This is a genomic window from Hymenobacter sp. NBH84, assembly GCF_014217645.1.
Classification (GTDB): Bacteria; Bacteroidota; Bacteroidia; order Cytophagales; family Hymenobacteraceae; genus Hymenobacter; species Hymenobacter profundi.
Genome location: NZ_CP043644.1, coordinates 2,956,934 through 2,978,467, shown reverse-complemented (window position 1 = coordinate 2,978,467; position 21,534 = coordinate 2,956,934). Strand labels below are relative to the sequence as shown.

Annotated in this window: 17 protein-coding genes; 6 read left to right on the top strand and 11 right to left on the bottom strand. The window is 56.2% G+C overall.

The window, feature by feature from the left end; translation table 11 throughout:
* Positions 1–5 precede the first annotated feature (5 nt).
* Positions 6–1,817 (bottom strand): ABC transporter ATP-binding protein, encoded by a 1,812-nt coding sequence (locus tag F1C16_RS12430; protein ID WP_185280969.1) that lies wholly within the window; start codon positions 1,815–1,817, stop codon positions 6–8.
* Between the two features lie 374 nt (positions 1,818–2,191).
* Here F1C16_RS12430 and F1C16_RS12425 point away from each other — a divergent pair, with 374 nt between their 5' ends.
* Both F1C16_RS12425 and F1C16_RS12420 read left to right on the top strand, forming a co-directional pair.
* A complete protein-coding gene (locus tag F1C16_RS12425) occupies positions 2,192–4,264 on the top strand; it encodes an ATP-binding protein (RefSeq protein ID WP_185280968.1) in 2,073 nt (690 codons plus the stop codon).
* Positions 4,265–4,332: 68 nt separating this feature from the next.
* Positions 4,333–5,904 (top strand): M20/M25/M40 family metallo-hydrolase, encoded by a 1,572-nt coding sequence (locus tag F1C16_RS12420; RefSeq protein ID WP_185280967.1) that lies wholly within the window; start codon positions 4,333–4,335, stop codon positions 5,902–5,904.
* Between the two features lie 188 nt (positions 5,905–6,092).
* Here F1C16_RS12420 and F1C16_RS12415 read toward each other — a convergent pair whose 3' ends face one another.
* From F1C16_RS12415 to F1C16_RS12405, 3 genes are all read right to left on the bottom strand, one after another.
* A complete protein-coding gene (locus F1C16_RS12415) occupies positions 6,093–7,562 on the bottom strand; it encodes a carbohydrate-binding protein (RefSeq protein WP_185280966.1) in 1,470 nt (489 codons plus the stop codon).
* Positions 7,563–8,016: 454 nt separating this feature from the next.
* On the bottom strand, positions 8,017–8,391 hold the full coding sequence (locus tag F1C16_RS12410; RefSeq protein WP_185280965.1) for an L-rhamnose mutarotase: 375 nt from the start codon (positions 8,389–8,391) through the stop codon (positions 8,017–8,019).
* Positions 8,392–8,475: 84 nt separating this feature from the next.
* The gene (locus F1C16_RS12405; RefSeq protein WP_185280964.1) at positions 8,476–9,336 is read right to left on the bottom strand and encodes a dienelactone hydrolase family protein; all 861 of its coding nucleotides are present in this window, start codon (positions 9,334–9,336) and stop codon (positions 8,476–8,478) included.
* A gap of 250 nt (positions 9,337–9,586) precedes the next feature.
* Here F1C16_RS12405 and F1C16_RS12400 point away from each other — a divergent pair, with 250 nt between their 5' ends.
* The gene (locus F1C16_RS12400; protein ID WP_185280963.1) at positions 9,587–11,227 is read left to right on the top strand and encodes a carboxylesterase/lipase family protein; all 1,641 of its coding nucleotides are present in this window, start codon (positions 9,587–9,589) and stop codon (positions 11,225–11,227) included.
* 252 nt (positions 11,228–11,479) lie between these two features.
* A complete protein-coding gene (locus tag F1C16_RS12395) occupies positions 11,480–12,160 on the top strand; it encodes a GAF domain-containing protein (RefSeq protein ID WP_185280962.1) in 681 nt (226 codons plus the stop codon).
* A 41-nt stretch (positions 12,161–12,201) separates the two neighbouring features.
* Here F1C16_RS12395 and F1C16_RS12390 read toward each other — a convergent pair whose 3' ends face one another.
* Both F1C16_RS12390 and F1C16_RS12385 read right to left on the bottom strand, forming a co-directional pair.
* Entirely contained in the window at positions 12,202–12,573 is a 372-nt protein-coding gene (locus tag F1C16_RS12390) for a cupin domain-containing protein (protein WP_185280961.1), read from the bottom strand.
* Positions 12,574–12,593: 20 nt separating this feature from the next.
* The gene (locus F1C16_RS12385) at positions 12,594–12,836 is read right to left on the bottom strand and encodes a Kazal-type serine protease inhibitor domain-containing protein (RefSeq protein WP_185280960.1); all 243 of its coding nucleotides are present in this window, start codon (positions 12,834–12,836) and stop codon (positions 12,594–12,596) included.
* Between the two features lie 244 nt (positions 12,837–13,080).
* Between F1C16_RS12385 and F1C16_RS23220 the strand changes: the two genes are divergently transcribed.
* Both F1C16_RS23220 and F1C16_RS12375 read left to right on the top strand, forming a co-directional pair.
* Positions 13,081–13,515 (top strand): YtxH domain-containing protein, encoded by a 435-nt coding sequence (locus F1C16_RS23220; RefSeq protein ID WP_185280959.1) that lies wholly within the window; start codon positions 13,081–13,083, stop codon positions 13,513–13,515.
* Positions 13,516–13,652: 137 nt separating this feature from the next.
* Complete coding sequence (locus F1C16_RS12375; protein ID WP_185280958.1) at positions 13,653–14,273, top strand: YtxH domain-containing protein; 621 nt, start codon at positions 13,653–13,655, stop codon at positions 14,271–14,273.
* Between the two features lie 373 nt (positions 14,274–14,646).
* On the opposite strand, the gene lysS is transcribed toward F1C16_RS12375, so the two are convergent.
* From lysS to F1C16_RS12350, 5 genes are all read right to left on the bottom strand, one after another.
* Positions 14,647–16,206, bottom strand: coding sequence for a lysine--tRNA ligase (lysS, locus tag F1C16_RS12370; protein WP_185280957.1), 1,560 nt, complete (start codon positions 16,204–16,206; stop codon positions 14,647–14,649).
* 135 nt (positions 16,207–16,341) lie between these two features.
* The gene (locus tag F1C16_RS12365; RefSeq protein WP_185280956.1) at positions 16,342–17,370 is read right to left on the bottom strand and encodes a hypothetical protein; all 1,029 of its coding nucleotides are present in this window, start codon (positions 17,368–17,370) and stop codon (positions 16,342–16,344) included.
* Positions 17,371–17,613: 243 nt separating this feature from the next.
* Positions 17,614–19,764 (bottom strand): carboxy terminal-processing peptidase, encoded by a 2,151-nt coding sequence (locus tag F1C16_RS12360; protein WP_185280955.1) that lies wholly within the window; start codon positions 19,762–19,764, stop codon positions 17,614–17,616.
* A 307-nt stretch (positions 19,765–20,071) separates the two neighbouring features.
* Entirely contained in the window at positions 20,072–20,896 is an 825-nt protein-coding gene (locus F1C16_RS23215) for a hypothetical protein (protein WP_308461633.1), read from the bottom strand.
* A 181-nt stretch (positions 20,897–21,077) separates the two neighbouring features.
* Positions 21,078–21,446 (bottom strand): hypothetical protein, encoded by a 369-nt coding sequence (locus tag F1C16_RS12350; protein ID WP_185280954.1) that lies wholly within the window; start codon positions 21,444–21,446, stop codon positions 21,078–21,080.
* Positions 21,447–21,534: the final 88 nt, after the last annotated feature.

Here is a 21,534-nt window from a genome sequence, read left to right as displayed (position 1 = left end):
CTTTTCTACCCCGCCGTATCGGCCACCTCATCCCCATCATCCACCAGCACCCGCGCCAGCTTCTCAATATTGAGGCTCCGCGCTGAGGCATCGAAGATTTCGCGGTAGGTCCCTTTTAGATCGTATAGCTCGTCGTGGGTGCCGCTTTCCACCATGCGGCCCTGCTTCATCACGTAGATGCAGTCCGAATCCACGATTTGGGCGAGGCTGTGGGAGATAATAACCACCGTACGGCCCTGCTTGATGGCGTCGAGCGAGTTCTTGATTTGCTCGGTGGCAATGGCGTCGAGGGAGGCCGTGGGCTCGTCGAGGAAGATGATGGGAGGGTTTTTCAGGAACAGGCGCGCAATGGCAATGCGCTGCTGCTGCCCGCCCGAGAGCTGCTGAGCGTCGCTCTGGTACTGCTGGGGTAGGCCCACAATCTGGTCGTGGAGGTAGGCGCTGCGGGCAGCGGCCTGCACCTGCTCGAAGCTCGCCGCGAAGTTGCCGTAGCGGATATTCTCCTCAATGGTGCCCTTGAAGATGTGGTTTTTCTGTAGCACCAAGCCCAAGCTCTGGCGCAGGGCGTGGGTGTCGTAGTCGCGTAGGGGCTGGCCGTCGAGGGTGAGCGTGCCGCTGTCGGGCGTGTAGAACTTGCAGAGCAGGTTGATGATGGTGCTCTTGCCCGCGCCCGACAGGCCCACCAGCGCCGTGGTCTTGCCGGCCTCAATGCGCATGTTTACCCCGTGCAGGGCGGGCGTGCCGCTGGGGTAGGTAAACGATACATCGTGCAGCTCGAAGGTGCCGTGCAAATGATCGGGCAGCAACTGGCCGGTGGGCTCGGTTTGGTCCTCGGCGTCGAGGATGCTGAAGAAGCCCTCGGAGTAGGTGAGGGCGTCGTTCATCTCGTCGTAGATGCGGTGCAGCTGCCGGATGGGCGCCGATACGTTATTGAATAGCAGAATATGGAACATGATGGCCCCGATGCTGATCTGGCGGTCGAGCACTAGGTAGGCCGTCAGGATGATGATGAGCACCACGCCTACCTGCTCCACAAAGGTCTTGAGGCCGTCGTAGAGGAAGTTGGTTTTGCGCGTTTGGAGCTGGGCCGTTACCAGTTGCTGTTGCAGGCCATTCTGCTTTTCCTCCTCATAATCTTCGCGCACAAAGCTCTTGATGACCACCGCCGAATCAATGAGGTTGACGAGGCCCTGGTTTTTCTCCTCGCGCAAGCGGCGCAGCGTGCGCCGCACCCCATTAAGCTTATCGGCCTGGGCATAGCTGAGCCAGAAGTAGATGGGTAGGATAAGCACCGCCGTGAGCCCCACGTACACGTTGGCGAAAAACATAACCACCAGCGCCACCACGGCATTGGCAAACAGCGGCAGAATGTCGATGAAGAAGTTTTGCACCAGCTTCATCAGGCTCTCCACGCCCCGGTCGATACGCGTTTGCAGCTTGCCGGTTTGGTTGCCGCCGCTGGCGTAAAAGCCTAACTGGTAGCTTAGTATCTTATGAATAGCGGCCTGCGAGAGGGTAGTAGAAATACTAATGCGAATCCGCTCCCCGTAGAACTTCTGCCCAAACTGGATAAATGCATTCACCACCTCCTTCACCAGTAGCACCGCGCTGATACCGGCCAGCAGCGTCGCGCCCTGGGCCAGTTCCTGGTTGCGGTTGAGCATCGTCTGCACCGTATCTACGGTGTATCGCAGCACAAACGGATTCACCTGCGCCGCCAGCGACCCGACAAGTGTAAGTAGTAAGGTGCCCAGCACCAGCCGCCAGTAGGGCCGGACGTAAGGTAGGAGACGTTGGATGATTTGCCAGAGGCTCATGCGAATCGGCTTGGAGGGGAGGTAGCCGATTAGACGCGGGAGCAGGGCTCGGGGTTATTTAGAATATCATGTACACCAGCGAAAACCAGTGAAGTATAGCGCGACACCTTCATAGGCCATAGCGTTGCCCAACGCTTTAATTTCCTATTGTGTCATCAACAGGTTCAGCCTTACCGCATCTTACAAAAAGCATAGTTGATACTAGCAGTTTTCCCATGCAGTAGCAGTCATTAAAGGAAATGCTGATGCTATAGAAAAATCAGGGGTAGGAAATGCTGTTCAGGTAATCAACTACGCTACATTTACAGTACCACCCTACCTGTCTTTCTACCTTTAGCTACGCCTTTCCCTGTCCTATTAGTCTGTCCCTGGGCATGAAGCACCGTCTACTTCTCTTGTGTTGGTGGGCGACACTGCTGACCGGAATAACGCGGGCGCAAAGTCCGCAGACGAAGGCGCTGCACCGGGCGCTGGCCCACGCTACCACCGATACCAGCCGGGTGCTGCTGCTGGCCGACCTCAGCGCCTCCTACCGCTACTCCCATCTCGACTCGGTGCAACACTACGCCCGGCAGGGGCTACGTCTGGCCCGGCAGGTGCACTACCCTAAAGGCGAGGGACGGTGTTTATCACGCATTGGCATGTTGCTGGGCGAATGGGGCAATCTGCCTCAGGCCCTGCGCGTGAACTTGCAGGCCCTGCGCCTCAACGAGGCCAGCCACGACCAAGAAGGCACCGCCCGTACCCTCAACCAAACCGGCCTGCTCTACTACGCCCTCGACGATGGCCGGCCCGCGCTGGACTACTTCTTCCGGGCACAACGCATCTATAAACAAGGCATTGGGGATGATTCGCAGTTGATTAGCGTGCTAACCAACATCGGTACTAGTTACATGCTACTGAACCGGCTGGACTCGGCGGAGTTGTTTCTACGGCGCGCCTACACTCTCACCACACGCTCGCGCACTGTGGAGCAGAGCTGCTGGGGCAAGCCGCTGCCCTATGTGCTGCGCGAAATGGGGCTGCTAGCCAGCATGCGGGGGCAGTCAGAAAAGGCCATTCGCTATTACCACTTGAGCGCCCAGGCAGCCCTACCCGAAAACGACCAGCGTAGCCGGAGTCGCGCCTACCAGTACCTAGCCGAGCTATACCAACTCCGGCAGCAGCCCGACTCCAGCATCTATTACGCCCGCAAAGCCCTGGCGGTAGGGCAGTCGTTGCCGTTTATGGTGGGCGTGATGCGCAACAGCAACCTGTTGGCGTCGACGTTTACCGGCCGTGGGCAAAACGACAGCACCCTGAAGTACATGCGCCTTATGGTAGCGGCGGCCGATAGTTTGCATAACCCGCAACGCATCAAGCAGCTCGATGCCATCGGTTTTGCCGAACAGCAGCGGCTGCGACTTCTGGAGGAAAAACAGGCACAGCTGCAACAGCAGATTCGCGTGGCTGTGCTGATAGCCGTAATGGGTATGCTGGCCCTGGCCACGCTGCTGCTCTGGCGCAACAACCGGGCACAAAAGCTGGCTAACAGCCGCTTGCAACGGCTGAACGAGCAGATACTGTCGCAAACCACCGAGCTTACCCAGCAGCGCGACGAGCTGGGCCGAGCCCTGCAAGACCTGAAGGTAGCGCAGAGCCAGCTGGTGCTGCGCGAACGAATGGCCTCCCTGGGTGACCTCATGAACGGTGTGGCGCAGGAGGTGCGCCGCCCGGTGCAGCGCGTGCGCGAGCTAGCCGGCATCAGCGAGCTATTGTGCCAGGAGTTGCGGGGCGAGTTTACCCGGTGCGCGTCCCATTTGGAAGACGGAGAGTACCTGGACGAGATGCTGCAAAACCTGGCGCACTATCAAACTGGTATTGTGCAGGCCGGACAGCGGGCCGATGTGATTGTGCGCGGTATGCTGGAGTATGCCAGCGCCCAGCCTGGTCCGCGGCAGCCTACGGCTCTCAACGGCTTTGCCGAGGACTACCTTCGCATCACTTACCACGACTTACGCGCCAAACACCGATACCTCATGGTGGCCCTACTCTTCGAGCTAGACCCGGCTGTGGGCAGCGTGCCCGTGGTACGTCACGATTTTGGGCGGGCGCTCATTGGCTTGTTTAGCAATGCATTTTATGCGGTGCAGCAACGGCAGCAGCAAATGCTTGGCGAAGAGTATGTGCCGCAGATAAAGCTCATTACCAGGCGTACGACGGGGCGGGTGGAAATCCGGGTGCGCGACAACGGGCCGGGTATTCCGGCGGCTGATCTGTCCAACATTTTCCAACGCTTTTTCACCACCAAACCAGTCGGTGAAGGTACTGGATTAGGGTTGTCGCTGAGCTACGACATCGTCACGCGGGGGCACGGGGGCACGCTCACGGTGGAAAGCGAGGTAGGGCGGTTCACGGAGTTCTGCATCACGCTGATAGCAGCCGAAAGCAGTCCGGCGCAACCGTAGTACGAGAGCTGTGTCCCTCATCAGCGGCCACCGTGCGCCGCGTTCTGTTCCAAAACCATTCTTTGCATATGAAAAACGTAGTACTACCCCTATTGGGCGTGCTGGCGTGCAGTGCTCCGGCGCTGGCCCAACAAGCGGAAAAGGTAGATCAGGCGATGGTCGCCAAGATCAAAGACGAAGGCTTGAACCGCTCCAAGGTGATGGAAACGGCCTTTTACCTGACCGATGTGAGTGGCCCGCGCTTGGCCAACTCGCCCGGCCTGATGCGAGCCAGCGAATGGGCCAAAAAGCAACTCACCGACTGGGGCCTTGCCAAGGCCAACATCGAGTCGTGGGGTGATTTCGGCCGTGGCTGGGAAATCGAGAAGTCCTACGTGGCCATGACCAAGCCGTACTACAAGGCCATGAGTGGTACGCCCAAAGCCTGGACGCCCTCCACCAACAGCCTCATCAAAAAGCAGGTGGTGCTGGTGAAAGTGGCATCGGAAGCCGATCTGGAGAAGTATAAAGGTCAGCTGCGCGATAAGGTAATTGTGACGGAGGTAACCTCTATGCCCAAGCTAGGACTGGAGCCCGATGCCCGCCGCTACACCGACGAAGAGCTGCAAAAAATGGCCGCGCCCGTAGTTGCCGACGCTACCCCCCGCCGCCCCGCCATGACCGACGAGCAGCGCGACGCCATGCGCGCCCGCGCCGCGTTGCGCAGCAAGTTGGCGCCGTTCTTTATCAGCGAAGGCGCTGCCGCTGTTCTTAGCAACCCTCGTGGTGGCTCGGTGGGCACCTACTTCACCAGCAACGGCGCTCCCTACGCTGCCGATGCCCAGCCGGTGCTGCCCGAGCTGGAAATGGCTACGGAGGACCAGTTGCGCCTGATTCGGTTGGTAGAAGCGGGTATTCCGGTGGAAGTGGAGTTGGAAACCAAAACCAAGTTCCAGACCCAGGACCTGAAAGGCTACAACGTGGTAGCCGAAATCCCCGGCACCGACCGGAAGCTGAAAAACGAAATCGTGATGCTGGGCGGCCACCTCGACTCCTGGCACGCCGGCACCGGCGCCACCGACAACGCCGCCGGCTGCGCCGTGATGATGGAGGCCGTGCGCATTCTGGAAGCCCTGAACGTGAAGCCCCGCCGCACCATTCGCATTGCGTTGTGGAGCGCTGAGGAAGAAGGCCTGCACGGTTCGAAGAACTACGTGAAAAACCACTTCGCTGACCCTGCCACCATGCAGCTCAAGCCCGAGCACGAGAAGCTGGCCGCCTACTTCAACCTCGATAACGGCGCCGGTAAAATCCGTGGCATCTATGCCCAAGGCAACGAGGCTGTGATGCCCATCTTCGCCTCCTGGCTACAGCCCCTCAACGAGTTGGGCGCTACCACCGTCACGGCCCGCACCACCGGCGGCACCGACCATCTGTCGTTCGATGCAGTAGGCCTGCCCGGCTTCCAATTCATCCAAGACCCCCTAGATTACGGCACGCGCACCCACCACACCAACATGGACACCTACGAGCGCCTACCCCCCGAAGACCTCAAGCAGGCCTCAGTGGTAGTAGCCACCTTCGTATACAACGCCGCCATGCGCGACCAGAAACTACCCCGTAAAGCCCTACCCACTGCCAAAGCGGTAGGCCAGCGGTAAGCGAGTACCTCTAAGTGAACAATCAAAAAAGGCGGTCAACTCGACCGCCTTTTTTAATAGCCGTTTGCCATCCTGAGTGGAGCGAAGGACCTTCTCACGTTAGCACGCCTGTTGTAGCAATGACTTGTGCTGACGTGAAAAGGTCCTTCGCTCCACTCAGGATGACAGATAAGTTAGGAAGGAAGACTTTATAGCACCACCAGCTTCTTCGTGATCTTCTCCGTGGCGCTGGACACCTGCACCATATAGACGCCGCTGGGTAGGGAGGCTTTCTTACCCAGATCCAGAGTGCTTTCGGAAGTGGTTTGCTGCCATACCTGTTGGCCGTTTGCGTTGGTAACACGCACCGTGAGGGGAGTGGTAGGGTCGGGGTTTTGCAGATGCAGCAGCAGCGGTGCGCCCGCCGCCCGCGGGTTAGGATACAGCTCTACGCCCAGCGAGGTAGGTAGGGTGGCGGCTGGTTTGCCGGCATCAGCAACAGTAGCTGCGGCAGAGAGAGTAGCCGTTGTCACCTTCGTGATGCGCAGCCAGTTGAAATTCCAGCCGCCGGTTTGGGCAAATACGCCGAAGTTGTAGGTGCCCGCATTCACGTTCACGGTTTGCGAAACGGTGGTCCAGTTCTGCCAGCCGCCCGTGGCCGGAATGCTCACGCTGCCGAGCTGCGTGGAACCCGCGTTCAGGTCCGACGACAGGGTGGCGCCGCTGGGGCTGGCCACGCGGTACTCAATCTTGTAGGAGCCGGAGGTAGGGAAGTTCACATTGTTGTACGCCATCCAATCACCCGCATCAATGTAGGCTACGTTCTGGCCGCCGCCTGTGTCGGTGGTATTTTCCAGCTGCACGCCGTTCATGCTGCCGTAGCTCTCGGCCTGAATGGTGGTGGAGGTAGGCGCCGTTGTACCGCCGGTTTTCTGGTACACCCGCACGTAGTCGACGTACATGGTGGCGGGCAGCTTGCTTTCATCCACGGTCTGGCCGGGCCAGTTGCCGGCCACGGCCAGGTTCAGGAGCAAGAAAAACGGCCGGTGAAATTCTTCGGTGCTGCCCACATTGTTGAGGATGCTCATCTCATGGTACTTCACCCCATCCACAAACCAACGGATGGCGCTGGCGTCCCACTCCACTGAATACACATGGTAGCCCGAGAGGTCGAGGGTGGTGTTGCCGCCATATTCGGCGTGGCCATTGCTGTCCCAGTGCGGCGTGCCGTAGATTTTGTTTTCGGAGTTGATGTGCTCCATGATGTCGATTTCACCGCAACGGGGCCAGCTTACCTGGTCGATGTTGCCGCCCAGCATCCAGAACGCCGGCCACAGGCCCTGCCCCAGCGGCACCTTGATGCGCGCCTCCATCTTGCCGTAGGTGAACTCCTTGAGGCCCTTGGTAATCATGCGAGCCGAGGTGTAGGGCATACCGCCCACCGTCTGCTTCTTAGCCGTGATTTGCAGGATGCCATTGGCCACTGTGGCATTGGCCGCTTGGTAGTACTGCTTCTCGTTGTTGCCCCAGCCGCCGCCGCCGGTTTCAAATTTCCAGCTAGAACTGATGCCGTTGGTAAACTCATCGGCCCACACCTGCTGGTAAGTTTGGGCTTGTACGGCCGTTGCGCCAGCCAGGCACAGAGCAGCGGCGAGAAGTTTGGTAAAGGTGGTTTTCATAGAAGTAAACGTGTGGTGGAAAGGAAAGAAAGAGCGAGGGTAGGAGCCAGCAGGCGTGGCAGAGATAGTGGGGCCGAAGCCTAGGCCGGCACTGGTACCAAGCAGGGTAGCGCAGCGCCGAAAGCAACCAAATATTTCAACTTTCCAGACAAAATACAATAGTCCACGCCGCACAGAACCAAGCTGAAGATGCGTTGAGTGAGCGATACACAACTACGGCTATACACTTGCCGCACACGTGGCGCGGGCCTGCATTTCTAGTTGCGTGGCCAAATACAACTTTGAAGGATTGTGGTAGATACTGGCTACTGAACAAGCCAAACAGGTGTCGAAAACCGGAATTTTTTTCCGAAAAATCTGCGATTTAGTAATCAGGAAAGTACCAAAAAGCACCTTGCCCTACCCCCGGGCGGTGGGTAGGGCAAGGTGAGAGCAGCCAACGCGTAGCTCACGGCTATGCGTTCATGGTGTAGATGCGCTCCATTAAGCGCCACTTCTCAGCGGCGGTGGCCGTGGCGGTGGTCTGCTGGCAGGCGGCTACCACAGCTTCCCACTCGGCCTGCCGGGGCTTGGTGGCCAGCTTCTGCATGGCCGCGTCGTGGTCGAAGTCGGGCACGGTGTCCATAATCATAAAGGCTTGGTTATCGAGCAGGTAGATTTCCATGTGCAGGATGCCTACCTCGCGCATCCCCTGCGCAATTTCGGGCCAAACGCCCTCCGGGGAGTGCAGCTGCCGGTAGGTGGCCAGCAGCGCCGGATCGGGTTGGAGGCTAAGGGTTTTGCAATACCGTTTGTAGGGGGTAGGGTGGGGTTGTTCGGGGTATCCCATGGAGGTAGAAAAGAGGTAAGCAGACAAAGAACGGGCAGGCAAGGCGCTACGATGTGCTCGCACAGCACTATTGTCGCATCAACTTTAGCTCAATTGCTTTTTAAACAGCTCTAGCGTGCGTTGCCAAGCCAACTGCGCGGCAGCGGCGTTGTAGCGGGCCGGCGAGGTGTCGTTATTGAAGGCGTGGTTGACGCCCTCGTACACGTAGAGCTGGTAGGGAATGTTAGCGGCCTTCAGGGCTGCCTCGTAGGCCGGGATGCCGGCATTCACCCGCTCGTCGAGGCCAGCGTAGTGCAGTAGCAGGCGAGCTTTGATGTTGGGCACGTCCTCCGCTTTGGGCTGGGTGCCGTAGTAAGCCACGGCGGCATCCAGCTTGGGGTCGTGGGTAGCCAGCTTGTTGGCCATGGCCCCGCCCCAGCAAAAGCCCACGCAGCCGGTGCGGCCATTGCAGTCGGGGCGCTGGCGCAGGTAGGTGAGAGCGGCCAGGTAGTTTTGCAACGTCTTTTCGGCGTCGAGCTTGCCGATAAGCGTACGACCCTCATCCTCGTTGGCCGGCGTGCCGCCAAACTCCGACAAGGCATCCACCCCCAGCGCCAGGTAGCCGGCCTGGGCCACGCGCCGTGTCACATCCTGAATATGCGGCGTCAGCCCCCGGTTTTCATGAATGACCACCACCGCACCGCGCTTCTTCTTTTTCTTCGGTTGCACCAGGTAGCCCTTCATGGTAGTGCCGGTGGCGCCAGGCCAAGTCACGGTTTCCGTCAGTAGGTCATCGGCGGTGGTGGCCACGGTAGCGGCCTGGGCGTAGCCGGGCTCCAGCGCCGCCAAGGCCGTAGCTGCCAGCGCCGTGCTGCCTACCAGCCTGGTGAGTCGCTCCAGAAACTCCTGTCGCGTAAGCGGAGCGTGTGTATACTCATCGAACAGATTGATAATGCGCTGATCCATAGACAAAAGAACAAAAGGTGATAAGGGGAGGGTAGTAAGGCGCAAAAGGTAGGTATAAACCAGGATAGTGCTACCTGCCACTGCTCTGCCTCAAAGCAGATAAGAGTCTAAGAGCCTATTGACACGCAGACCGCTATATTGCCTCGGCCCTAGCTACTGGCCCGCTTGCATTTGCTGTGCATTCGTGCTATCATCAGCAAAGCGAGGCCACCAGCCACACGTATTTCTTGCTCTTACCTATCCCCATCCTATGAAAGTATTTCTTTTAGCGGCCGTGCTCACGGTGGCGCTACCTCCCGCGACTACCATGGCGCAAACCAAAACGGCGGCTGCCAACAGCCTCGCCAGCAACAGAGTGCAAACGGCAAATGGCCTGTTGGAAGGCACTACGGCAGCCAGCGGCATTCATGAGTTTAAAGGGGTGCCGTTTGCCGCGCCCCCCGTAGGTGAGCTGCGCTGGCGTGAGCCGCAGCCCGTAAAAAACTGGACCAACGTGCGCCCCGCCAAGCAGTTTGGGCCGCGCGCCATGCAGCTGCCGTTGTTCGGCGATATGAATTTCCGCTCCGATGGTGTCAGCGAAGACTGCCTCTACCTGAACGTATGGACGCCCGCCAAAACGGGCCGGGAAAAGCTGCCGGTGCTGGTGTATTTCTACGGCGGCGGTTTTGTGGCCGGCGACGGCTCCGAGCCGCGCTACGATGGCGAGAGCATGGCTCGGCAAGGCATTGTGGCCGTCACGGTCAACTACCGGCTGGGGGTGTTTGGCTTCCTGGCGCATCCGGAGCTGACTAAGGAATCGCCTCACCACGCCTCCGGCAACTACGGCTTTCTGGACCAAAGCGCGGCCCTACGCTGGGTGCAGCAAAACATTGCGGCCTTCGGCGGCGACCCCAAGCAGGTGACCATTGCCGGCGAGTCGGCCGGGTCGATGTCGGTGAGCGCGCAAATGGCTTCGCCAGTGTCGAAGACGTTGTTTGCGCGAGCCATTGGCGAAAGCGGTTCTATGCTGAACACCGGCTTCGGGCCGGTACCGCTGGCCGAGGGTGAGCAAACCGGCGTTGCCTTTGCCACCAGTTTAGGTGCTGGTTCGCTGGCCGCGTTGCGCGCGCTACCGGCGCAGCAGTTGCTGGAAGCTACCGGCAAGCCGGGAGTGGCCCGTTTTGCGCCTACCCTCGATGGCTATTTCTTCACCAAGATGCCCACCGCTACATTTGCCGCAGGCGAGCAAGCGCACGTGCCGCTGCTGGTAGGCTGGAACTCGCAAGAAATGGGCTACCAAGCATTGCTAGGCCAAGAGCAGCCCACAGCCGCTAACTACACCAAAACCTTGCAGAAGCTATACGGCGAGCGGGCTGCCGACGCACAAAAAGCCTACCCTGCCGCCACCGATGCCGAAGTAGAGCAAGCCGCCACCAACCTGGCCAGCGACCGGTTTATTGCCTACAGCACCTGGAAGTGGGCCGAAATGCAGCAAAAAACCGGCGGCCAGCCCGTGTACCGCTACCTCTACGCCCGCCCTCGCCCTGCCATGACCCCCGAAATGGGCAACGCTACCGCCGGCCTGGCCGGCGGTGTAGTGAAGCAAGCCGCCGGCACCCCCAAAGCGCCCCCAGCCAAAGGTGCAGTGCACTCCGCCGAAATCGAGTACGCTTTGGGCAACCTGGGAACTAACAAGGTATACGCCTGGACCCCAGAAGACCACCAAGTGTCCAAGACCATACAAACGTACTTTGCCAATTTCATCAAAACCGGTAACCCCAACAGCACTGGACTGCCTACCTGGCCCCAGGCCAGCAGCGGGCAAGTATTGCACATTGATGTAAAAACGCAGGCTGAAGCAGACAAAACACGTCCGCGCTACCTGTTTATGGAGCAGCAGTTTGGTAAATAGGCGTGCTCCATGGTGTAAATAGGTAGGGATAATTCTCCACGCCGAAGTCCCTGGGAAGCATTGCGTAAGCTACTGATACATTGCGCAGTGCCTCCCAGGGACTTCATGTGTCATCTAGGTGGAACCTACTACACTTCGTTGCTCTCAAGGGAATTTCTGAACAGTCTCAAAAAAGCAGAAAACAAAGTCAGCTGTACATCTGAATAATATGTTGTTTCGTATATAGTCCAGCTCAGCACTATATCGCGCACGATGGTCTTTCCAGATAGTTTAATTCCATCCAATGAGAAGGCGCGGCTGCAGGCATTGGCACCTTTTCGGGTGCTACAGGCGCTACCCGATGTCGTTTTCGATGCGCTTGTTGAATTGGTTGCTCTGCTATTCAACGCTCCCGTAGCCATGTTATCGTTTGTAGATGCTGACGTGGTATGGATGAAGGCGCTGTATGGGCTATCGGAACCCCGGCGGGTGCCTCGCGACCAGAGCCTATGCTCAGTCACTATTTTGCAGGATACAACTACCGTTGTGCAAAATCTGAACGAGGTAGTCTTACCCACGCCTATAGCCGACCTGCTCAACGAAATGCTGCAATTGCATTTTTATGTGGGGCATCCGTTGCAAATGCCGGGGGGCTATAATATTGGCGTGCTAGGCATTGCTGGGCGAAACGCCAGGCTTTTCGACGAAGCCCAGCAGCAACGGTTAAGTAGTTTGGCCTCGGTGGCTATGCAGTTGCTACAGCTACGGCTGGCTTTGCCTCAGTGCAGAGAAAACCCTTCTCCTGTGTGGACTTTTTTCTATGACGAATTGGTGCAGTGCATCGCCCAATTAGAGCCAGATAGCCTCGATACGGCCAGTCGACTACAAGCCATCGATCAAATCATCGCGCTACTGCAACGGGACCTAGACCGCGCAAACGCTACCCTGCCGTAGCTTTCGTGTTTCCTATAAGGTAGGGACAGTCCTGATAATATCTACTCAGCCTCCCGGTTCACGGTATCGGGGTTGAAGGCGGGCACGCAGATAGACCAATACTCGCACTCTTCTGCAAACGGGTTGGAGTAGCGTACCCGGGCACCCGCCTTAATCAGAAGCGATTCTCCTGCGCCTAGCTCTAATACGTCGCCGTCTACTTCAAAGCGTTTGCGGCCCCGCACAATCAGCGTGATTTCGTCGAAGGCGGGCGTTTGGTACGGCTCGCTCCATTGGGGCGGGGCCACCATGTGCGCCACGCTATACTGCGGCGTATGGGTGCTGGCTAAGCCAATATGCTCCTCTATGAGCTTGCCATCGGTGGTAGGCACCCGGAAGGGCGCCTGCTGGCGGAAATAGCGCTTTTCAGACATGGGTAGGGTAGGAGAAGTAGTTAATTGGCCGTGCCCGCGCAGGCACCGGGGGTGTAGCTGGTTACGCCGGCGTTGTCGGCGGCACAGCTGTTAGAGTACGTCTTGCCGTCGCAGCCGCACACGGGGTCGTAGTTCATGGGACACATAGCGTCCTTGCGGATTTTAGCTGGGTCGATGCAGGCAGTGGCCGAGGTAGGCGGGGGTGTACGATGGCAGGCGGCGCTGCTCAGCAGCAAACACGCAAAAAGGAATTTGGAAAGCATAGGCAGAGAGGAAAGTATCGGGGCCGCAAAAGAGCAGCTTCAGCAGAGAGTACGAAATAAGCAGGTAGCCGTTGGAATATCTGTGTATTCCTATTTTTTGTCTTCTCGTGAAAACCCCTGCCCGCGGCCTTCGTATAGAAAGGCAACTTGCCATCACGCTGAAGCGCAGCTTGATGTTATTGCTTCTGCGAGAGGGTGGCAGTCGTTCATTTGATTCTATACACAACTTTTCTCTCCTCACACAATGTCCTATCAAGAAGAAGACAACACGGGTAAAATTCTCCTCGCCGCTCTTGCTGGTGCTGCCGCTGGTATCGTAACCGGCCTGCTCATTGCACCCGATAAAGGCAAGGAAACCCGCGAAAATCTGAAAAGCGCTGCTACGAAATACAGCGGTCAGCTAGGCGACCAGTTGTCGAAATACGGCGAAGAGCTGGACTCGAAATTTAAAGGCTACGTTGAGAAACTGGAAGACCTGGGCATCGGTGAAGCTGGCAGCAGCCTGAACCTGAAAGGCAACTGGGACGAAGCCAAAGGCAAGCTGAAGCAGCAATATGCGCAGCTCACTGACGAAGACCTGGAGTATGCTGACGGCAAAGGCGACGAGCTGGTAGGCCGTTTGCAGCAGAAACTCGGCAAAGGCAAAAAAGAAATTACGAAGATGCTCAACGACCTGTAGGTCTGACCACTTTCTCGTAACAATAAAAAGACCTGACCCACTACGTCAGGTCTTTTTGTTACCTCAGGGTTAACCCTACCTGCCTGGGTTGCGTTATTCGCTGACAGACTGCCTGTTTCACCTTTTTCCCTATTCTCATGAAAGATAACAAAGACAACGCCGGTAAAATTATCCTCTCCCTGCTCGTTGGCGCCACTGCTGGTGCCGTAGCCGGTTTGCTGCTAGCTCCCGAAGCCGGAGGAGAAACCCGCGCCAACCTGAAAAAATCGGCCGCAAAGCTCGGCGATGATGTAAATAAACTGCTGCAGAAAGGCCAGGAAAGCATCGATCAGGCCAAAACCAGCGCTGCTGGTTTGGTAGAGCAGGGCAAAGCTGCCGCCAACGATGCGCTGGCTTCCCTCTCAGCAGAAGCGCAAGGACTAGCCGGTAAGGCTACTGACCTAGCAAACCAAGCCACCGAGCAAGCCAAGAAAGTAGCCGATGATGTAACCAACAAAGCGCAGTCGCTAGCTGGCACCGCCACAGAGAAAGCCCAAGACGTTGCCGATACCGTAAGCGACACAGCCCAAACCGCCGCCGATGCCGTAACGGGCAAAGCACAGGCCGCTGCTGCTGAAGAGAAAGAAGATGCCAAGGAAATTGCTGCTCACACCAAGAGTGTGGCCAACCATACTGGCAGCCCGCAGCCTACCCCGAAGGTAGACCCCATCAAGCACCAGGCCCGCGAAAATGCCAACGATATTTCGTCGCAGAGCTAAAAAAAATACGGCGCCGGCGTAACCTTACCCGTAACCAGCCGTTAAAGAAGATATAACCGGCTTGAATAGATGAACGGATAGTTGTTTGTCGTAAAATTGCCGACAGTAGGAGCTTCTTCCTGAAATGGTCAAACATTCAGGTCGTAAAATCAGACTCGTCCATCGCAAGCTTCTTCAAGCAAACCGTTTTGAATGGTTAGCCGATTATAATTCGAAAGGCCGCCCGCAATTACTGCGAGCGGCCTTTCCTTTTTTGTCTTCTGACACAAAAATGCTTTTTCAGCACTAAGGCCCGTCATTCCGAGTTTGCCAAGGAATGACGGGCCTTAGTACCATTAAGCAAGCTGTTCTACCCTGCTCAACGCGCAGAATATTATTCCGCTTCCGGGTGCGGCGCGTTTTCCGATTTGGTGTATTCCGGCTTCATCTGCGGGAAGAATAACACATCCTGAATAGACGTGGAGTTCGTCATAATCATGCTCAAGCGGTCGATGCCGATACCCAGGCCGGCCGTAGGCGGCATGCCGTACTCCAAGGCCCGTAGGAAATCCTCGTCGAGTACCATCGCTTCGGTGTCGCCGCGCTTACCCAGTTCCAGCTGCTCCTCGAAACGGGCGCGCTGGTCGATGGGGTCGTTCAACTCGGAGAAGGCGTTGCAGATTTCCTTTCCATTGCAAATCGCCTCGAAACGCTCTACCAAGCCCGGCTTGTCGCGGTGCTTTTTCGCCAGCGGCGACATCTCCACGGGGTAGTCGGTGATGAAGGTAGGCTGGATGAGTTTCGGCTCTACGTGCTCCCCAAAAATCTCGTCGATGATTTTGGCCTTGCCCATGCTGGGGTCCAGCCCTACCTTCAGGTCTTTGGCGGCGGCGCGTAGCTCGTCTTCGCTCTTACCATCAATACTGAAGCCGGTGTAGTGCTCAATGGCTTCGGCCATCGTGAAGCGCTTCCAGGGGCGCTGGAAGTTGATGAGGTTTTCGCCTACCTGCACTTCGGTTTTACCGTGCAGAGCCAGGGCCACGCGCTCTACCATTTCTTCCACCAGGTCCATCATCCAGTAGTAGTCCTTGTACGCCACGTACAGCTCCATCTGGGTGAACTCGGGGTTATGGAAGCGCGACATGCCCTCGTTGCGAAAGTCCTTCGAGAATTCATACACGCCATCGAAACCACCCACAATCAGGCGCTTCAGGTACAGCTCGTTGGCAATGCGCAGGTAGAGCGTCATGTCCAGCGTGTTGTGGTGCGTTTTGAAGGGGCGTGCGGCGGCACCACCGTAAAGGGGCTGTAGGATGGGCGTTTCCACCTCCAGGTAGCCTTTGTCGTTGAGGTAGTTGCGCATGGCCTGCACCAACTGTGTGCGCTTCACGAAGGCGTCGCGCACATGCGGGTTCACCACTAGGTCCACGTAGCGCTGGCGGTAGCGCTGCTCAGGGTCGGTGAAGGCGTCGTAAATGGTCTCTTGTCCTGTGGCTTCGTCAACTACTCGGCGCACCACGGGTAGGGGACGCAGTGCTTTGCTCAGCAACTTGAAGTTCTTCACGTGAATAGACGTCTCGCCTACCATCGTCTTGAACACGAAACCTTCTACCCCAATGAAGTCGCCCAGATCGAGCAGCTTCTTGAATACAGTGTTGTACAGCTCCTTGTCTTCGCCAGGGCAAATTTCGTCGCGGTTCACGTAGAGCTGAATGCGCCCGGAAGCGTCCTGCAACTCGGCAAACGAGGCCTTCCCCTTCACCCGAATCGACATTAGGCGGCCCGCCAAGCTTACCTCCTGAAAGTTGTTCAACTCGGGGTGGTAGTTATCGTGAATTTCCTGGGCGTAGAAGTTCACGTCAAACAGCTCGGATGGATATGGCTCAATGCCGAGCTTTTGTAGTTCGTCCAGCTTCTGACGACGAATTAGCTCCTGTTCGCTAAGATGATGCATAGGGTAGGGGTATGGCAGACGGCCGCAGCCGCAAAAGTCAAGTTGCAAAGGTAAACCATGGCGCAACAAAAAACGCTGGTCTAGCAGACCAGCGTTTACGTATATATATAGTAGGACTTTTGTAGAGCAATTGGGTTAGGCAGCAATACCCATTTGGCCTTCGGCCTCTTGGCCCAGCAACTGAGGCTCTACCCGCGTACGCAGGCGGTCCTGCACAAAGCCGTGCTGCAAGTGCTTGGGCAAGTCGGCTACAAGCTGCTGGTAGCGCTCCAGGCCCATGGCCTTGGCCACGTAGGTTTCGTGGATGCCGTTGAGGTAGCTCACCACATTCAGTAGGGACTGATGGAACAGGCTGAAATCGATGTCGGCTTCTACGTAGCGCTCAATCTCGCGGCTGGTCTGCGAGATCTGCAAACGGCCCAACAGGTCGAAAATTGTGGTATAACCTAGGCGCCAAGTAATCTGCTGCCAGTGCGCGGCCGTCCACTTGTCCAGCGGCTTGCCGGTTTTCTGGCTGCGGATAGCTGTGTTGGGGTTGTTCTGCACTTGCTGGCGCGTCCACTGGGCTTTCATCTTGCGCGTGGTGCGCAAAAACTGACCAATCTGTGCCTGCGCTTCAATCTCTTTGCCGGCAATGTGCAGCCCAGCCTTGTAACCCGCTAAGGGTAGGCGATGAATGCTGAAGTCGCCGTAGCTGCCAGCGGCATAGAACGATACCGGCCGCGGGTAGGCGTTGCGCACCACCAGTCGCCCTACCTCCCGCCGGATAAGCGAGGGGTTATTGCCGCGCACGCCTGTGGTATACAAGAACGCCTGCAAGCCGGCTAAGATGGTATGATACGCCTGCGGGAAGGTCCAGTGCAAGGCATTGCGCAGGTAGTCCTCGTCGCCAAGCTCAGCAGTGGCACGCAATGCGTACTCGGTGCTCCAGCACGTGTGCAGCAAGCGCGTAATAGCTTGCACATCCGTATCTGCCAACTCAGCCTCGTGGGCACGGAAGAAGGGAAGATGCTGCAAGCCGCCCAGCGCGTCGTCGCCTTCCTGAATGTGGTAATTCAGGGCGAAGAAGTAGTTGAGGAAAACCTGGGCCGGAATGGATTTGCGCCACGTTTCCTCGGCTTGTTTCTGCTCGTCCGTCACGAGCGGAATGATAGGAGTTTCCATTGTCGTCGTCATGCTAAGTAAACAGGCAATAGCTATTATTTAGTTGCATATTTACTAAAAATATTCGTAATGAAATTAGTATTTTAAGTTATTGATTATCAATTGAGTAAATTTTAATATTCTTCTAAAGATCTTCGATAATTATAAGGTGTGTTTGCTAATGCTATTGGTTATTGTCCGTTGAAACGAAAAAGCCCCGGTACCAAAACGGTACCGGGGCTTCTAATAAGGTAGGACGAAGCGCTATGCCTCGTCCTGAATAACTGATACGGCTTCACGCAGGGTCATGTCCTTACGCAACGGCTTCACGAAGCGAACAGCGCGGTTTACCTTCACCGTGTCGCTACCCTGTGCCTGGATATCAGTAGCCAAGGCACTGATATTGATGGTAGCAGCAGCTTTCTGAGCAGCTTCAAACTTATCCGACTCAATCTTGGCTTTGTCTTGCTCGGCTTTGTACGTCGTCAGTTTCAGCGATACGCTGGTGTCGTTCTTGCGCTGTACCATACGCTGTACCATCTCACTCATTAGCTTGAAGCGTGGGTCGGTGGCTACGCGCTTCTGGCTAGCAGCAGCTAGCTTGGCCACAGCCGGAGCATCAGCCCAGGTTTTGTAACGGGCCGGAGCAATTTCGTCCCATTTCAGCGGATATTCAGCTTCTTTCTCGCCTTGGTCGAGGTAGCTGTATGGATCGGGCAATACAATGTCCGACATCACGCCTTTGAACTGAGTAGAGCCACCATTGATGCGGTAGAACTTCTGCGTAGTCAGCTTCAGCGAACCGAACGGCTTGATGTTGTTGAACTCAGCGGGTAGGGCATCGTCCAGATCGAAGATGCGCTGCACGGTGCCTTTGCCATACGTGCTGGTAGAGCCCATCACGATGCCACGCTTGTAGTCCTGGACAGCCGCAGCCAAAATCTCGGAAGCCGAAGCGCTAAACTTGTTTACCAGCACCACCAACGGACCGGTGTACTGCACACGGGGGTCACGATCATTGAGTACAGTAGCGGCACCCTGACGGCTGCGTACCTGCACCACCGGACCACTATCGATAAACAGACCAGCCATTTCCACGGCATCTGTCAGCGAGCCACCGCCATTGAAGCGCAGGTCGAGCACTAGTCCTTGGATATTTTCTTTCTGAAGTTTTTCCAACTCTTTCTTCACGTCGCCAGCCGAGCTGCGGCCACCGTTGTCGTTGAAGTCGGCATAGAAAGAAGGCAGCTTGATATAGCCATATTTCTTCCCGCCCTCATTGATGGTAGCCGATTGCGCAAAGGTGTCTTCCAGTACTACCACATCCCGAATGATAGGAATGATCTTGGTGCTGCCATCGGCTTTCTTCACCGTGAGGCGTACTTCCGTACCCTTTTTGCCTTTGATCAGCACAATGGCTTTGTCTAGGCGCATGCCTTCTACCGATACCGGTACCTCAGCGCCTTGGGCTACCCGCGTAATGATGTCGCCAGCTTTCAGCTCACCCTGACGGTAGGAGGCACTACCCGGAATGATATCAGCTACCTTGATCTGGCCGTCTTTCTCCTGCAACGAAGCGCCGATGCCCTCAAAACGGCCTGTCATGGCTTGGTCAAAGTTGTCTTTGTCGCGAGGAGCGAAGTACTCGGTGTGTGGGTCGTAGGTGTTCGCTACCACATTGGCATACATCGCCAAACGGTCGTTGGCGTCGGTCTGCATCAAGTCGCGGAACTGGTCGTCATAGTACTTCAGCACGCGTTTGCGAGCTTCGGCCTCCATTTGCTCAGGGGTGCGGTTGGGTTCGTCGGTAACAAGGGTAGCACTCTTAACAGTAGAGGCAGTCAAGTTGCCCTTACTAGTACGCTTGGCCTGTTCGTCCATCATCTCCGACATCTGCACTAGGGCCCGGTATTTCAAAAACTTACGCCAGTCCTCACGCTGGGCCGCCTTGTCAGCCGGGAAAACCATCTTCTCCGGATCAGTCTCCATTTTTTCCTCCACGGTAAAGTCAAATGGCTTGGTCAGGATGTCACGGTAGAGCGCCTGAATGTCCTTCACGCGCTGATCCATCAGCTGCGTGCTCATGTCCAGAAACTCGTGCGACCCACGCTTCACTTCGTCGTCGATGTCTGTTTGAAGCTTGCTGAGTTGCGCTACATCAGACTTCAACAGAAACTTCTTGTTGACGTCGATGCGCTTGAGGTACAGATCGAATACGCGCTTCGAGAAGGCGTCATCAATCTTCTCTGGCTGATAATGGGCAATGTTCAGCCCACTCAGCATCACTCTAATCAGTACATCGTCTTTCTGAGGCGCAGTGGCATCGTTGCGCTGGTACAGCTTGTAGGATGCCAACACGAAGATGGCCATCACCAACGAGGCATACAGGCCTATTTTAAGTCGTGGGGAAGACATGAAGAAAAAATAAAATGGAGGAAAACCAAATATAGGAAAAACACACTCTGTTTGCGTACGTGCGCACAGATTGCGCGGTTTGGTATCAGAACGTCTAAATCAGACAAATAAGTGCCCTGTATTCGCCAGCATTTATATTCCCGAGGGTAGGGGCTGAAATTGTCGCTGTTGCTACGTAATCTACCGGCACTTTCTACGCAATGATGCTGTATCAACACAAAAATTCAGCCTGAAATGCAAAGAAGCCTTCCCTGAAACAGGAAAGGCTTCTTTCTTAAGTCACTGCGTAAGCAGGTAGCTAGTATGCTTAGTACTTGTAGATACGGTCGCCCTGGTGGCGACGGAATTCTTCTTCAAAGTATTTAGCGTCTTCTTCGTTACGGGGTTTTACGCCCATTACGATGCCGCCATCTTTTACATCTTGCTCGTACTCAGCGGCATGCTCTTCGGGAATGCCCGAGCCTACCAGTGCGCCTACTAGACCACCTGTTAGACCACCGGCACCGGCACCAGCCAATGCAGCGGCAATCGGACCGGCAATTACTAAGCCCAAGCCAGGCAGTGCTACCGAAGTACCAATGGCAGCAATAGCACCAATTACGGCACCAGCAGTACCACCAATGGCCGAGCCTACACCAGCACCTTCCATGGCCTTATCGCCCAGATCGGTTTCGGGGGTATTCTCACCGAAATGCGTTTTGCGCGTTTCGTCCGACATCAGCAGGTTTACATCGTCTTTGGTATAGCCACGCGACGACAGTGAGTTGTAAGCACGCTCGGCGCTGTCACGGTCACGGAAGGTAGAGGTCAGCATGCTGCTGCTACCGCTGCTGCCTGAGCGATAAGGTTCGCCCGTTACTGCGTGTGCTGCTTCATCAGCTGTATTTTGTACGCCATCAATCCCACGGCCTACTGCTGCTCCTACCGAGCCGGCCATTGCACCACCTTTAGCAGTAGCGCTATAATCGTCGCCATCAACGCCAGAGTTTGCGCCAGTGCCAGCGTTGTAGCTAGTGCCTTCGTTGCTTGTGCTAGAGCTATTACCTACGCCAGTACCAGTGTTGGTAGTACCATAGTTAGCGCCTGCACCTGTACCTGTGTTCTGTGGGTTGTTACGATCGTTCGTGTTCATCGGGAAAGAGTCTTAAGGTTAAATAGAAAGGTGTATCCCGGACCAGCGCACGTACAATATGCGGAAGTCTCGAAATACACCTACCTTAACGAGAGCTGCACTATAGGGTTACAGCTAGCTGTATAGTTGCCCGTATCTTGTACTCTTACCTCTTTCGGTTGTATCTATTGGAGAAAGACGATTAGAGAAACTGGCTGTAATTTTCGTCGTTTTGCCAGAAGTCGCGGCATTCGCTACGGAGCGATTTTACAAAGTCCTGGTCCTGTTTCAACTGCCTCCATTCGCCCATACCTAACCGCTCGCACATCTTGAAAAAGTTGTCACCTTGCCCCTTGGCTCCTTTTATTTTCACCAAGCAGCTCAGCAGCGGACGATTCGCATGAAATTCGGATTCAGAGATTTCGGCGAGAATTTCAACCAAACGCGACTTTTCGTGGGTGATGTCCAGGTTCAGCCCCAGTTCGGCCTCTTGAATAAGATTCAAAAAGCTGGTAGTGCCAACTTGCTGGCGAGCGAAGCGAATAAGATGCGTACGGACGCGATTAATCATGTGGGAAAAGCAGGGGTGGAACAAATATTCCCGGGGTGTAGGGACAGAATAGCGGGGAAGGGAGCTAAAATTATGCCGTTCCCTGTAG

Coding starts and splice junctions, on each gene's coding strand:
- F1C16_RS12430 (WP_185280969.1), bottom strand. CDS start 1,817: ATGAGCCTCTGGCAAATCATCCAACGTCTCCTACCTTACGTCCGGCCC.
- F1C16_RS12425 (WP_185280968.1), top strand. CDS start 2,192: ATGAAGCACCGTCTACTTCTCTTGTGTTGGTGGGCGACACTGCTGACC.
- F1C16_RS12420 (WP_185280967.1), top strand. CDS start 4,333: ATGAAAAACGTAGTACTACCCCTATTGGGCGTGCTGGCGTGCAGTGCT.
- F1C16_RS12415 (WP_185280966.1), bottom strand. CDS start 7,562: ATGAAAACCACCTTTACCAAACTTCTCGCCGCTGCTCTGTGCCTGGCT.
- F1C16_RS12410 (WP_185280965.1), bottom strand. CDS start 8,391: ATGGGATACCCCGAACAACCCCACCCTACCCCCTACAAACGGTATTGC.
- F1C16_RS12405 (WP_185280964.1), bottom strand. CDS start 9,336: ATGGATCAGCGCATTATCAATCTGTTCGATGAGTATACACACGCTCCG.
- F1C16_RS12400 (WP_185280963.1), top strand. CDS start 9,587: ATGAAAGTATTTCTTTTAGCGGCCGTGCTCACGGTGGCGCTACCTCCC.
- F1C16_RS12395 (WP_185280962.1), top strand. CDS start 11,480: ATGGTCTTTCCAGATAGTTTAATTCCATCCAATGAGAAGGCGCGGCTG.
- F1C16_RS12390 (WP_185280961.1), bottom strand. CDS start 12,573: ATGTCTGAAAAGCGCTATTTCCGCCAGCAGGCGCCCTTCCGGGTGCCT.
- F1C16_RS12385 (WP_185280960.1), bottom strand. CDS start 12,836: ATGCTTTCCAAATTCCTTTTTGCGTGTTTGCTGCTGAGCAGCGCCGCC.
- F1C16_RS23220 (WP_185280959.1), top strand. CDS start 13,081: ATGTCCTATCAAGAAGAAGACAACACGGGTAAAATTCTCCTCGCCGCT.
- F1C16_RS12375 (WP_185280958.1), top strand. CDS start 13,653: ATGAAAGATAACAAAGACAACGCCGGTAAAATTATCCTCTCCCTGCTC.
- lysS (WP_185280957.1), bottom strand. CDS start 16,206: ATGCATCATCTTAGCGAACAGGAGCTAATTCGTCGTCAGAAGCTGGAC.
- F1C16_RS12365 (WP_185280956.1), bottom strand. CDS start 17,370: ATGGAAACTCCTATCATTCCGCTCGTGACGGACGAGCAGAAACAAGCC.
- F1C16_RS12360 (WP_185280955.1), bottom strand. CDS start 19,764: ATGTCTTCCCCACGACTTAAAATAGGCCTGTATGCCTCGTTGGTGATG.
- F1C16_RS23215 (WP_308461633.1), bottom strand. CDS start 20,896: ATGAACACGAACGATCGTAACAACCCACAGAACACAGGTACAGGTGCA.
- F1C16_RS12350 (WP_185280954.1), bottom strand. CDS start 21,446: ATGATTAATCGCGTCCGTACGCATCTTATTCGCTTCGCTCGCCAGCAA.